Origin of the sequence: Sulfurisphaera tokodaii str. 7 (assembly GCF_000011205.1) — an archaeon.
In the GTDB taxonomy this organism is placed as follows: Archaea; Thermoproteota; Thermoprotei_A; order Sulfolobales; family Sulfolobaceae; genus Sulfurisphaera; species Sulfurisphaera tokodaii.
On record NC_003106.2, the window covers coordinates 1,123,798 to 1,137,503 of the forward strand.

Annotated in this window: 16 protein-coding genes; 3 read left to right on the forward strand and 13 right to left on the reverse strand. The window is 33.4% G+C overall.

Translation table 11 applies throughout. The features are described 5' to 3' along the window. Window positions 1–7: 7 nt before the first annotated feature. Together STK_RS06255 and STK_RS06260 are read right to left on the reverse strand one after the other, a co-directional pair. Window positions 8–1,075 (reverse strand): hypothetical protein, encoded by a 1,068-nt coding sequence (locus STK_RS06255; protein ID WP_010979145.1) that lies wholly within the window; start codon window positions 1,073–1,075, stop codon window positions 8–10. 25 nt (window positions 1,076–1,100) lie between these two features. After that, a complete protein-coding gene (locus tag STK_RS06260; protein ID WP_010979146.1) occupies window positions 1,101–2,402 on the reverse strand; it encodes a phytoene desaturase family protein in 1,302 nt (433 codons plus the stop codon). A gap of 76 nt (window positions 2,403–2,478) precedes the next feature. Here STK_RS06260 and STK_RS06265 point away from each other — a divergent pair, with 76 nt between their 5' ends. Further along, entirely contained in the window at window positions 2,479–2,883 is a 405-nt protein-coding gene (locus STK_RS06265; protein WP_010979147.1) for a hypothetical protein, read from the forward strand. Here STK_RS06265 and STK_RS06270 read toward each other — a convergent pair. From STK_RS06270 to STK_RS15220, 11 genes are all read right to left on the reverse strand, one after another. Further along, on the reverse strand, window positions 2,880–4,187 hold the full coding sequence (locus STK_RS06270; RefSeq protein WP_010979148.1) for an MFS transporter: 1,308 nt from the start codon (window positions 4,185–4,187) through the stop codon (window positions 2,880–2,882). The two genes, STK_RS06265 and STK_RS06270, sit on opposite strands and share 4 nt — an antisense overlap. Before the next feature lie 68 nt (window positions 4,188–4,255). Next, window positions 4,256–4,873 (reverse strand): hypothetical protein, encoded by a 618-nt coding sequence (locus tag STK_RS14825; protein WP_010979149.1) that lies wholly within the window; start codon window positions 4,871–4,873, stop codon window positions 4,256–4,258. Window positions 4,874–5,247: 374 nt separating this feature from the next. After that, window positions 5,248–5,556: a muconolactone Delta-isomerase gene (locus tag STK_RS06280; RefSeq protein ID WP_052846487.1), complete on the reverse strand. Its 309-nt coding sequence runs from the start codon at window positions 5,554–5,556 to the stop codon at window positions 5,248–5,250. A gap of 68 nt (window positions 5,557–5,624) precedes the next feature. Then, complete coding sequence (locus STK_RS06285) at window positions 5,625–5,978, reverse strand: hypothetical protein (RefSeq protein ID WP_232616530.1); 354 nt, start codon at window positions 5,976–5,978, stop codon at window positions 5,625–5,627. Window positions 5,979–6,232: 254 nt separating this feature from the next. Next, window positions 6,233–7,138, reverse strand: a complete 906-nt coding sequence (locus STK_RS06290; RefSeq protein ID WP_052846488.1) for an energy-coupling factor transporter transmembrane component T family protein — start codon at window positions 7,136–7,138, stop codon at window positions 6,233–6,235. 6 nt (window positions 7,139–7,144) lie between these two features. Beyond that, complete coding sequence (locus STK_RS06295; RefSeq protein WP_010979152.1) at window positions 7,145–8,560, reverse strand: ABC transporter ATP-binding protein; 1,416 nt, start codon at window positions 8,558–8,560, stop codon at window positions 7,145–7,147. Next, window positions 8,557–9,237, reverse strand: a complete 681-nt coding sequence (locus tag STK_RS06300; protein ID WP_010979153.1) for a hypothetical protein — start codon at window positions 9,235–9,237, stop codon at window positions 8,557–8,559. The genes STK_RS06295 and STK_RS06300 overlap by 4 nt, the downstream gene beginning before the upstream one ends. A gap of 1 nt (window position 9,238) precedes the next feature. Beyond that, window positions 9,239–10,267, reverse strand: a complete 1,029-nt coding sequence (locus tag STK_RS06305) for a YncE family protein (protein ID WP_198429761.1) — start codon at window positions 10,265–10,267, stop codon at window positions 9,239–9,241. A gap of 214 nt (window positions 10,268–10,481) precedes the next feature. After that, the gene (locus STK_RS06310) at window positions 10,482–11,216 is read right to left on the reverse strand and encodes an IS1-like element ISSto9 family transposase (RefSeq protein WP_010979155.1); all 735 of its coding nucleotides are present in this window, start codon (window positions 11,214–11,216) and stop codon (window positions 10,482–10,484) included. 380 nt (window positions 11,217–11,596) lie between these two features. Further along, entirely contained in the window at window positions 11,597–12,325 is a 729-nt protein-coding gene (locus STK_RS06315; protein ID WP_010979156.1) for a DUF364 domain-containing protein, read from the reverse strand. Between the two features lie 302 nt (window positions 12,326–12,627). After that, window positions 12,628–12,783, reverse strand: a complete 156-nt coding sequence (locus STK_RS15220) for a hypothetical protein (RefSeq protein ID WP_198429762.1) — start codon at window positions 12,781–12,783, stop codon at window positions 12,628–12,630. Window positions 12,784–12,910: 127 nt separating this feature from the next. Between STK_RS15220 and STK_RS06320 the strand changes: the two genes are divergently transcribed. Beyond that, window positions 12,911–13,288, forward strand: a complete 378-nt coding sequence (locus tag STK_RS06320) for a HEPN domain-containing protein (protein WP_010979157.1) — start codon at window positions 12,911–12,913, stop codon at window positions 13,286–13,288. Further along, window positions 13,285–13,671 carry a nucleotidyltransferase domain-containing protein gene (locus STK_RS06325; RefSeq protein WP_010979158.1) on the forward strand — a complete coding sequence of 129 codons (387 nt, stop codon included), beginning with the start codon at window positions 13,285–13,287 and terminating at the stop codon, window positions 13,669–13,671. The genes STK_RS06320 and STK_RS06325 overlap by 4 nt, the downstream gene beginning before the upstream one ends. The last annotated feature ends 35 nt before the right edge of the window (window positions 13,672–13,706 follow it).

Here is a 13,706-nt window from a genome sequence, read left to right on the forward strand (position 1 = left end):
AATTTGTTTAAAAATTTTTACCCAAATCTCTAATTGAGTTGAATGAATGTTTCCTTTTACTATACACTGAAATTCCTATTAAAATAGATAAGATCAATGCACCTATTGCCTCGTAGAGAAGGTATCCCTTTGATGTTGTTATAACATTATATTCACCGTAAATAAAGAGGAATAAAGCTATACTACCCAAAATCTTAATCTTTAATGAGTTAAAATACTTAAACACTGACAAAAATGACAAGAATAAGCTTACGTAAAGTAGTGCCACTGAAGGGACTATTAGAGTATTGTAGAACAGAGTATAGTTTAGATTACCTATTCCAACTAGTGGAATTGATGCAATTGCTAGATATTTCACTATATTTTCCCTTTGTAAGCCAGAAAGTAAGTTTTTGATCATGAGGAATTCTGCCATAATGAGACCGAAATTTCCTATAGCCTCTCCATAAACAGCTAGGCTAGAGGGTGATAGGAATGAACTATAAAATAACATGGTACCACCTATAAGTACAGAATAGAGAATATAGTTAGAAAACCTTTTATCAGCCTTTATGAATGTTGATAAAGTTATGCAAACTATTATAACAGATGATGAAAGAATATCAAGGAATAGTGAAGGAATTGGAGGCGTTACACCTAATCCCAATTTCCAGCCGAAGGGTAATGCTAGTGCAAGCTGTGAAAAAGCGATAATTGGGAAAATATAGTAAAAGTTTGTAAGTAATGCTACGACTATTATTACTTCTACCATTAGAGAGATTATAACAGCTGTAATCCCGTCTAAGTTAAGTACGTAATAAGGTATATAAATCGCAGTATAAATTGTGTAAGGGTAATAACTTCCCAGCCAACTTGCTAAGAACATATATCCTACAAGTGGGTGGAAATCTTGTGCATAAGCATATAATCCTTTATAATCCCATTTAACGTTTACAAGTAAATAAGTTAAATATGCTATTACAAAGACTAGTAGAAATGTGGGTAATGCCACATAAATAGATAGGTGAGTTGTTGCTAAAATTGCCGGTGCTATTGTCGAAAAAATTACAGAGAAAATTATAATTTCATTTTTCATGAGTATAAGTTACGATAAAGTATTATTAAGTGTTTTCCCGAATTAAATCCTCTAAAATTTTCATGGCAGCGTTTCTACCAGGAATCCCAGTTACTTGACCACCTGGATATGTGCCAGAGCCCGTAATATAAAGATTCTTTATAGGAGTTGTATAACCCCAACCCTTTACGGGTCTATCATCAAACATAAACTCTGGAGTCATTGGCATATGGTTCATATCACCAAAAGGTGCTAAATACTCTTTTTCAAGTTTATCAGCCGTAAGTAGGTCGATGTGAATTACGCTTTCTTCTTTTACCTTAAAGAAATCCTTAATTTCCTCAATATCACCACCCATGCTGGTTATCACATGGCATCCTAGTGAAGGATCAACAGCTGAAGGAATAGTTACTTCTCCAAAAGGTAACGTGAAGAGAGAGTCGAGATTATCCTTCATAAAGTCTGGTACTTTAGGTGCTTCTTTTAGTAATAAGGTCCATCTTCTCCACCCTGGTATAAAATTCGGATGATAAACTCTTATCATACCGTTAGTTAATCTATTTAGTAGAACTGGGCTCCCAGCATGTAGTACTACTTTACTTTGAATTACTTTACCGTTGTTAATAGATACACCTTCAGCTTTTCCATTCTTTATTACAATTTCTTCAACTCTGGTATCATACATAAAATCTACACCTAGTTTCTTAGCATTCTCCTCTAAGACTTTTCCTACACTTCCCATTCCACCTTTAACAATTCTCCACTCCAGACTAAAATAGTAAGCCATTATATAAGCTGGTAAATTAAACATGAATGCATAGGCTAAAGCCTCATGAAACTTATTATCAAGATATTCTGAGAGAACTTTTCTTGTAGGTTCAAGGAATATCTCTAACTCTGTGCTTTCAACTGCTTTTTTGAAGTCGTCAATAGAAGGGGGCTTAGTAACGAAAAGAAATTTTTCCTCAACAATTCTCTTTAGTTTGAAAATTAACCTATCTAACTTTTCGTATTTGTACTCTCCATGTTTTCTGAACTCTTCAATTCTTTTCTTTTCATCTCTCCACAGATATAATACTTCACCATCTTCAGTTAAAAATATGTCAGCGAAAGGAGAGTCTATAACTGGGAAGTAAATTCCCAATTCCTCCTCAATCCTTTTAGGGAATAGACCTAAAACATATGAGGCTTTACTATATTTTAACCCTTTGTACTCTGCAGTATCAGCCATTCCACCCGGTTTACTCCTAGCTTCTATAACAAGGACTTTTAACCCATGTTTTGCTAAGTAGTTTGCTGAGACTAAACCGTTATGTCCTGCACCTATGATGATAACATCATAGTTCATAAATCTTTAATCGAGTAGGAAGGTAAAATATTCAACTTAGAACAAAATATTTTAAGCGTGGAATCGAGATTTAATTATGCCAATCCCGCTTATAACTATTGATCTAGTATTAGAGGATATAAAAGAAGAGCTAAGAAAGAGAGGGAAGAATACTCCTAACGCTAGTGTCTCCCTCGTTGATTATTTACCAGACACAGTATTAGCTTACGTAAGGGCTGGTGATTACACGATTTATGTAAATAAACAACAATATTTAAGGGCTAAGAGGGCAGGATATGAATATGAATACTTATTCGTCATACTACTTCACGAATACTTACACTTAATTGGTATTGCCGATGAGAGAGAAGTTAGAAGGATTGATATGGAAATAGTTGAGGAAAAATTCGGAAAAGAAAGTTTAGCTTATAGAATTGCAATGGAATTAGCGGATCCTAGAGATATCAGGGAACCAGGATTAAGACCCCACACCTATATTTAATCTATTTTTTCTAAACTAACATTGTTTGTATCTAGTCCTCTGAAGAACCAGAATACTGTTGCTATCGCACCTATAACCCATAATGCAGTATTATACCAAATATATGTAGAGAGTCCTTGCAAATAACTTCCCAATACATATACTGAAATGGCATAAGCGGTAACTGGAGCTAGCCTAATTAGTCCTATAAGAAAGGCCCTTAAATTATTTGGCATTAAAGTAGGTTCATAGATTGTCCTAGTTGCCCATGCGAATTCACTGAATAACATGTTAGCGAAGAGTAAGATATAAAATCCTATGAGATTAAAATTAGAAGTTAGTAGAATTATTGGTATCATACTTAATGCTCCTCCAACATAAGAGAATAGGGCAAAAGTTCTAGTTTTAATTTTTGTTACTAATGCCCCGGCAATTAACCCAGCTATACTAGCACCTAGATTCGCTATAAAGATGATAAAACTTGTAGTAGCACCAGAAAAGTAAAAGTCGGCAACAACGAAAGCCATTAATCCATAAGTTAGATATTGTGAGATTCCGATTATTGCTAAAAATGCATATCTAGCACCTAAACTAAGTTTCTTATTTACCTCTCGTTCTTTCAGATCTTTAGTACTTCTAACTATTTTCTCTACTTCCTTTTCTGCCTTATTTAAATTTCCTTTTACTACTAACCATCTAACAGACTCTGGTAGTAACAATCTGATAATAATTGCAGTAATTACTCCTATAAAGGCAACAATTGAAAGTGCTAGAAGTTGTATTGAAAAGGAGTTTGATGCACTATAAGTTATATAACCTATTAAAGCTGCAACCATAGCACCAATATTATCAAAGTTTGGTGCCAAAACTAACATAATGTCTCTTTTATCTAAAGGCATCATCTCTGCAGTGTAAGATAACATAACTGGAACTTCTCCTTCAACACCTAAAACACCTAAAACTATTCCTGCTATTAAAAGGGCAATGTAAGGGAATTTTGCTAAGTTATCTACATTTAATCCAGAGAGTAGTGCGGCTAATGCGATGAGTAGTGTGCCTAAGGAGTATAAGGTCATTGTTATGAAAAATGTAGTTTTCCTCCCCAGTCTTTTATCTGAGAAGAAGGGTAATATTAGGTTACCAGCTATCGTAACAAATGTTGGAGTTAAAAGGAAAAATACATTGTTTATTGAGGGATATACTATTGGTGCTATTGATGATATAACTCCCCACATAAAGAAACCTATAGCAAGTGAGGCAAACATTAAGGAGTGGATACTCGTCCATTTAGCTTTATCTACTAACTCATGAATACTCTTCTCCATATTTGATATTGTATATTACTAACTTATAAACCTACTTATATGAAATTCCACTGAAAAAAGATTTAAATTCATTTTTCTATTTTATAACATTTTTCTATTTCTTTGTTTTTAATATAGAGATCACAATCTTTGAAACCAAACCAGAGCTTAATCTCACCTTCTTTTTCAGTCAAAACAATAGTACTTGGCTCATCAAAATTTTCCTTAACCCATAAAGCGTACCTACCATCTAAACTATCTAAATGGGCGATAAACTTAATCACTCCAAGTTCTTCTACCACTCGTACAAAAAGTAAAAATCGTGAGACCCATTTCTCAAGTTGACTTATTGCCTTATCTCTGAAATCTTTATTTAATGCAAGGTACTTATAATAGAATAGTTTAGGATTTATGATAGCCTCTAACACACTGGTATCTTCCATGAAATATACTTTGAGATTGTACTTTTGTAAAAATGATCTGAAAGTAGAAAGTCTATTTAAAAGTTCCTCAACTTTAGAAGCTTCGGGTAAATTAAATTTCAGAGAAACATAATTCGGTTCTATTTCTTTACATTCTCCGTTTTTGCATCTAGTTAAAATAAGTTGTAAATCCTTTGTGTATTCAAAAATATAATATTCATCAGAAGAAGTTGGAGAAGTACAAGGAATTAAATAATCTCCTTTAACACAGTATATGTATTTCATTTATATTAATTCTCACTCCCTATTTATAACTTCTACTTAACCTTTAACTTTTTATCAGTTAATTTAAATGTAAATCGGAATTGGAAAATCTTTGAAAATGTCATTCTTGATGTGAAAAATCTGCTTAATGCAATCTAAATCTCGATTAACGTTAAAGGAAATTGTTCTTCAATACTTTATAATCGATAGTTTTTCCGATATTGCAGAGTTATGTAGATATTACTGATAATAAAAGGCTATTAAAAGAGCAATAACTTAATGAAGTTCTTTATAACTCTGGTGTTACGGGAAATAAAATTCTAAAATTAGTGGTGATGTGACTCTCACACTCTTTAAGAAGTAGAAAAAATAAGATGAAAGAGATAAAATTTGTTTTATGATAACTTCTTCATCAATTCATAGAAATTTTCATATGGGTGTATTGGAGTAACTTCCACTGTAACCGAATGACCAAGTTCCTTCATTATCGGTAATGTTTCTAAAATCTCATCTAACTCCTCATGGGAGTTTACATCTATTATTGCAACTACTTCTCTCTTTCCACTTACCTTATAAAGTCCTTTAATTTTACCAGCTTTTACAGCAGATAACGCAGCTTCAGCCTCCTTTTTCCATATCTCCATTAATTGCCTTTGAGATATGTTCTCAGGTTGTTTAACCTTAAACCAAAGTAGGAATAACATCATATAATAAGTAAGTTTAGTTACTTATAAACTAATAGGTAATAGTTTTAATTTATTTATTTTCGCATTTAATGATATAATTGTCCCCTTTCTATCCCATACAGTACTGAGAAATTTGACAATATACCTAAAGCTAATATAAAGTGAATAAGTGTGAGAAGTGGGTTACCGAAATCTATAAATAAATATCCTAAAATACTTGCAATTATTACCAATCCTATATTACCCATTAATATCCTTTTCTCTAAATCAACTTTTACTCTCAAATAACCATAAACCGCTATTGCTAACAAAATAGCAGCTAATAATGCATGAAGGCCTAACAATTGGGGTAATATACCATAGAAAACCATAATATTACCTATTAGTAGTTGTAATATCGTTACACCGGCACCTATTAGCCATAGTTGACTGTTCTTCAAATTTTATCACCTCACAATTGATATATTAAGAGAATCTCCAACTTTCTTCTGAGATTTATAAGCCATTCTCATAGTTAGACAAAACTTCATTACTAGGGAAATGACTTTTACCATAGTATTTTATTATTAACTTAGGTTAAAAATTTTGTTTAGATAAACTTCTCAATATAGAAATTAACATTACTAAGAATATTAATGAAATAGTTATAGAGAGAAAGGAGTGTAATACATGCTCTCTAATTATGTTACTGAAGTTATGGATGGAATGGAATAGAAGGAATTAATCCTATCAAAACTAGGTAAGTATCAATGATTAAAAGGAATAACATTAGTAGTACAACAGTCTTATCAATTCTTGTAAACTCAATATCATCAATATAAGTTCTAGTCTTATAAGCCATAAAAGCCCTTGTTTCTGCAGAAATGCTCACAACCTTTGCCTTCTTAAATTCATAAATAAAGAGAGGAATAAAGGATTCAAACATAGCTCTCCACTTTTTAGTCCCCTTCATATACTGTAATTTTATTATAGTGTCAGCAGTGTCAAAAATTTTTGGAAGGGATACCAAGGCTACCGTAACTGCAAAGGTAATAGGCATGGGAACCTTCATCTTATGAAATGATCTTATAATTTGAGACGGAGTAGTGGTAAGAAAGATTAGACCAGAATAAAGGAACATTCCCCAAATTCTCATACTAACTTGAAAGGAGTAAATTATAGCTTGAAGAGTAAGATAGGGATCTATACCCATATAAACGAAATATTCTGGGAATCTCCAGATAATAAGTAAGTGATTTCCGAAAATCTCCTCTATTACATTAGGGGAAACAAAATAAGAATAATCAAGAACAGTACTTATCATCTGAAGTGAAGTAAAGGCTAATATTAGTTTAAGTCTTCTCAGAGTATAATAAAAGTAAAGAGAAACAGTACCAGCAATTAATCCAACCCACCATATTGATTCAGCACAGATAATAGTCACTATAAAGACTATTAATAACTTCACTAGGGGGTGAAGTTTATGATATATTGTCTTACCCTCTACATAAGTAGTTAATTTCTCAAAACCCCTAAATCCGAGGGCCTTAAAGAGTAAATAAAATGGAGATATAGATGAGGCAACAATTATTAACCAACTTATCAGTTCATGAAGTATCAACTTTACTCACCAATCCTTAATAACGTCTTCTGGTGAGATGGGGATAACCCTTCCATTAACCATCTTATATACTCTATCAGCATAATAGTATACGAAAAGGGGGTCATGAGTAACCACAAGAAAAGTTGCATCTATACTCCTTAGCTCTTCCCCTAACATCTTCCTATTATACCAGTCTTGTCCAGTAGTTGGTTCATCAAGAAGAAAGACCTTAACTCCAGTTGCTAATAGAGAAGAAATTGCAACCCTCCTCTTCTGTCCAACAGAAAGGAGAAAAGGATCTCGATCTTCTGGCAAATTAAACCTTTTCAACAGCTCTTTAATTACTCTCTCATCGTATTTCTTTCTAACCTTTGCTGGATATGATACCTCCTCTTTTACAGTCTTTTTAGTAAACATTAGGTCAATCTCTTGAGGTAGATAAGCGATTATTTCGCCCCTCTTTTCAACCGGGAGTTTAGAAATCTCCTTTCCCTCAACTTTTATACTACCGTAAAACTTCAAATTTATGGGTAAAATACCAGCTAATGCTTTTAGAAGAGTTGACTTTCCACTACCGTTATCACCAATTAATGCTGAGATACCTTTCCTTAACACAATTTCCGTGTCTACAATAGTCCTATTACCGTCAGTAACCTTAACCTTTGCCTCAAGTATAACCTCACCATCTCTTCTTTTCTTCGGAAGAGGAGAAGGTCTTAAAGGCTCTAAACCCAAATCCTCGAAGTCCACTTCCTTAACATGATCTCTCTTAATATCATAAATGATCTTACCTTTGTCGAGGATTATAATCCTATCAACGAATTCTAACACTTTGTTTATCTTATGTTCAGCAATAATCATACTCATCTTTTCTTTTAATCCTCTTAATGTAGTCAAAATTTCCTTAGTTCCCTTTAAGTCTATACTAGAAGTAGGTTCGTCAAGGATTAATGCTTTAGGATTCATTATGAGAATACTTCCCAAAACTACTCTTTGTTTTTCACCTCCAGATAGTCTAAAAGTCTCCTTATTTAAAAGGTGAGAAATACCAACTATTTGAGAAACCTTATTGATCCTATATAATATCTCCTCTCTTGGAATGTTTAAGTTTTCAGCACCGAAAGCCAACTCTTCAATTACGTAATAGTTAAAAATCTGCGAATCCGGATCTTGTAAAAGAGTACCCACAAACCTAGCTATTTGCTGAATGGTCGAATTCCTAACATTAATACCGAAAACCTTAACCTCACCTTCTTCTTCAACCTCTATCTCATGAGGGATTACACCGTTAATTGAGTTAAGGAGAGTCGATTTTCCGGAACCAGATTTACCTGCTATTAAAATTGTTTCACCTTCCTTAACCTCAAGAGAGTCTACATTTAAGGAGTATGAACTTTCTGGGTAAAAAACTCTTAATCCTTTAATTTCTAAGAAGTTCATATTCCACTTCTCACCACCCTCACAATTCTATTAGCTACTAATGCAGATATTTCCCCTATCACTACATCGCCTGGAATATAAGAGATTAATAGGAACTCTATTCTAGCCTGACTTGGAACGAACCCAAAAACTATAGGTGCAATAAAACCGTAAGTAAAGAATGGATGCACAAAGGAAAATACAAAGCCTAAAACACCTCCCTCGAAGAGTGCGAATAATGGTTGCATGGTTTTTTCACCTATTCCGAATATCCTACCTCGAGTTAAATAGATTGTAATGTCAGCCATAAGTCCATAAGTCAATACATCTTCAATAAGCCATAAAGGTTCTCCGGCAAAGCCAAAATGAATTAAATCACCTACAATGTCAAAAACTCCCATACTTAACATTCCCGCACCTACTTTCCTTATCACTCCCACTACAATAAAGAAGACTAGAATTCTGAACCAAACTGGAGGATTAATAAAGGGGTAAATTGGAGAAGGTAATATAATGGCATCACCTATAACGTGGTCAGCAAATGAAGTAATAGCACCACCTATTGCAGCAATTACATAATCCATCAGTTTCATTCTATTTTTACTTTTCCTAAATATAAAGAATGCTACTATTGCAGCAGCAATAAAATAACCCACTATTATAGGTAAAGGTGTTATTCCGGGCTCTAGTGAAAACATCTTATCTCCTCCTCACGAAGAGAGTTACACCTAGTATCATTAGAATTGCCACCACTACACCTATAGCAACAAAATATGGTGTATAGTTTGGTTTAGGTATGGGTTTAGTGGTAGTACTAGGTGCAGGAGCTGGGAAGTAGCTTATTGTTGATGAGCCATAGTTTATAACGTAGATGTAATGGTTTTGTGGATCATAAATTATACCATTGGGATCAGAACCTACAGTAACCTCTTCAACGAGTCCCCCTTTGCTATTAAATACTACTACAGTATCACTATCGTGTGGAATTGAGAGAACAATATCATTATCGTAAGGTATATAACACATCCAAGCATAACCGTTAATTGCACCTAAAGTATATGGGAGTGAATCAAATGCTATTACTTTTCCGTTAGTTAAGTTTATTATCTCGAAATAATGATGCCCCGGAGATACTGCAAGTTCATCAGGAGGTACAAAAACCATTGCTTCTACAGAACTTACATTTAGTGTAATGTTCTGGACTATTTTGAAGTTATTTAAGGAAATTCCGTAGATTAGTGGGCTACCGTAACCACCTACATAAACTACATTAGTATAGTTATCATAAGCCAAAGCCTGAGGATCAGACATTACGGTTACGTTATTAATATGATGATTTAGTGTTATGAAGTAGACCTTATCACCACATGATGCAGTAACTACTACATAATTACCTGCTGATATTATTGCCGGATATTTACCTACATCAGAAATATAATAATTCCAGACTGGGGTATCATTTTTAAGTTCTATTAAATGACCACTCTCATATACTATGTAAATATCATCACCTAAAATTGTAAGCCTAAAAGGGTTTGGATAATTAGGTAGATTAATTGTTGATACAATACTGTTATTTTCCAATATTTGTAACTCACCTGCCCCTTGTGCTATAAAGTATATTTTACCGTTATAATATATGCCGTAAGAAGGATTTAATGCTGTATTAATAGTTCCCACATTCACAGAAGATAAAGCAATTAAGATTAAAACTGGGAGTGTGGGCAACAATATTTTTAATTTGATATAAATTATATAGAATGTAAATTTAGTTTCAATTTATCGTCGGATCTCTTTTCTGATAGTAAAAGGTGTTACAATTTTAATCTCTATTTGAATTTTTATTGTATAATTAAAGTGTTTAAAAGGAAGAGGGATTTAAGGTAATTTTGAATAAATTACAAATGAATGAAATTGTTGTCCACACTCGATAGTGTCGTCATTAAGCTACAAATTCTGGGATTAGCCTTCTCTCCCACAAGACCAGCGCTATAGAATACTTCACCATATTTATACTCCTGTTAACAGCCTTCGTCGCCCTCTTGAAACGTACGAGCCTATCCCTCAGTGAGGAGTGAAAGGACTCGTTGGGGTTAACAGGTGAGACTACCGTGTGATCCTTTAACCAAAAGTAAACGTTGTAATCATCACTCACCCATCTACCATCATCTGGCAAGTACATTTTAACCTCACTGAAAGTATTCTCATCCCTATCACCCACAGAGTAAATTATGTATAACCCTAGCCTAGTGTACACGTGACAAGTAAACACCCACTTGTAGAAAGCCCTAGTGTTTCTGTACAAGTATGTCCACATCTCATCAACAACCTTAGTAACGACCTTACCCTTGACCAACTCTTTAGCCTTATTCCACAAGTCCACTAGCTTCTCATACTTCCTCTTACCATAACGCTTAACCCAAGTAAAAACAGTACCCAGAGGTACGTTAAGAACCCTAGAAATAGCCCTCATACTCATACCATTAGTATACATCCTCAAAGCCTCCTCCCTCACCTCCTTAGAGTGGTGGTGATAAACCGCGTCTGCAAGAAAGTACTTACCGCAATCCCTACACAGAAACCTCTGCCTACCAAGAGGCTTACCACACTTAACGACGTGATGACTACCACAAGAGGGACAAGCTATATCATGCCTAATTACAGGCTTCCTACCCATAAGTAATACTCATAATACAAATATAAATAGCTTAATGACGACACTATCTCCACACTCAAAACTGGAATAATAAGAAATATTTTCATAAGATAATATTTCCCAGTGGGTTTTTAAAATTTTCCAAAAGACATCTATAGAGAAAAATACTTTACATTTCCCAAAAATTATGCTAGTTACCTCTCAGCATCAAGATCTAACTTATCTGCGATATAATATTTATATATCTTAATTTTATATGCAATTAGCACCAGCTTCAAGGAGTACCAAAAATTCTGAACGATATCTACACGAACAGGAATGACTTTAGCCTATTTTTAACATCTTAAGATAGAACTAATCCCTTGCAAATATTAGAAAAGAATATGTAAATTTTCCACGGACTAATTTTCAATTACGACTTCTTCTAGTACTTGTCTCCTCATATAATCGGAAAAAGGAAAATGAAGACCATTCTTTATAGCTCTAACTAACTTCTCCTCATCTTTAACCATAACACCGCCAATAACATCTATACCATAATCAAAGAGAACATCAGTCAAGGGTGAAGATGGACCCACTAGATAAACCTTTGCGGATTTGCTCAATTGTAGAAGTCTTTCAATACTTTTATTTATTATAGTTGTTGCAGTAAGGATAACAATATCACTTTTAGGAATAACCTCCTCAGCTGCAAAGGAAAAGAGTATATTTTTGCTTGTGTTAAGCACATTCTGATTAAGTTCAAGGACGTAAAAATGCCTAGCTTTTTTCATAAACTTATCTACATAACCTGGAAAGTAACCAACCATTGTCACAGTTTTATCCTTACTTTCTTGAAAGGCTAGATCGAGAGCATTAGCAACTTTATAACTTTTAGGCGGTGGAATTGTAGAGTTAATAGCAGCAAGTCCAATAGAAGCCTCAAGGAAGTTCCAACTTTTTAAGAGCTCTGCTAACTTCCTAGTGTCTATCTCATGTAGGGATTCAATATTTCTAGGCTCTTCATTTGACTTATAAGTCATTGCCATACCGGCGTATTTTGACAAAACCACAGTCCAACCTAGACCTATTACTAATTCCCTAACCTTTTTCTCAGGCGTAATGGATATTAACTTCTCTATTAACTTCATAATAATATATATATATGAATATTTAAAAATATTTCCTCTCTCTAACAATTTCCTTCCTTACATTAGATAGGTTACTATTCATAATATTAGGTTAACCTCTTTTTATTCAGTCAGTTGCAAGACGAAATAATCCTCTCCTTCTCTAGTTATTTGTTATTCAACTTTTTCTAAAAAATTTAATATAAATCATATCAATATATTTAGATATTCATCTTTCAGTATTTTCACATATACCTAAAATTGTTATTCAATCGTAAAATAAATCATTAAAGCTTGTTATATATAACAAACTAAATTGGGAATTATTTATCACATGAGATAAGCTTATCTGAATGTTCTAATAATCGGCCTCTGAAATATCCTCCAGCAAACATTGGCTTAAACTTGACCTTACTTAGCTTTAATCTATCAATTAACAAAAATATTGCATCGTCATTAGTCATTGCTATTCTATCCATAATTTAATCGAATTTACTTTCGTTCTGTAAGATTAATTCTATATTGATTGATCCAATTTTGAATAAAACAGAAAAGAATCGCATAAAATAATAAAACTTTTTTACACCTTTTACTGATTCAATAACAATGGGTAGTTATGATGATGTAAGTAGACTATTGAGGAGAGCTGAAAAGTTTAGGAAAGATGCTATTAATGCTTATAATGAGGGATATTACGACATATCTTGTTTTTATGCAGAACAAGCTGTACAGCTTAGAATTAAAGCGTATATGCTGAGGAATCTTGGATTTATACCCAGAATTCATGGAATAAGAGATTTGCTTTCAATTATCTACAAATATACACGGGATAAAAAGATAATGGAATTTATAAGCGAAAATAGAGATTTGCTGAAGGAATTAGAAGAGGGGTACACTGAGACTAGATATGGTTCGATAGATTATACCGAGGAAGATGCTAAAGAGTGTTTAAATATAATGGAGAAGCTATTTAACTTAATATGAAGCTTGAGCCATACATTGAATTTGTTAAGGAAAAGATGTATATCCTTTCTAATTTCCCCCAAATATCTCCAGTAATATATGAGGCTATTAGAAAGTCACTTGATGAATATAATGTTAAAGCTGAGATATACTTTTTCGGTTCAATAATAGAAGGAAAAATCACCGTAATGAGTGACATTGATGTTGCGATTCTGGTCGATAAGGTTCCTGATAAGAGAAAAGAGATCGTTAGAAGAGTTTTTGAATTACTTGAAAATAAAGGATTACCCTGGTGGTTACCATTAGAAATTCACTTCTTTACTCCATCAATGTTTAATGCATTTAAGAAAGGGGGTGCTAATTTCATTAGGGCTGAAGATTATATTAAAAAGAGAAGAAGTTAGCCGCCAAGAAGGATTAATTGTTGTAAATTATTCAA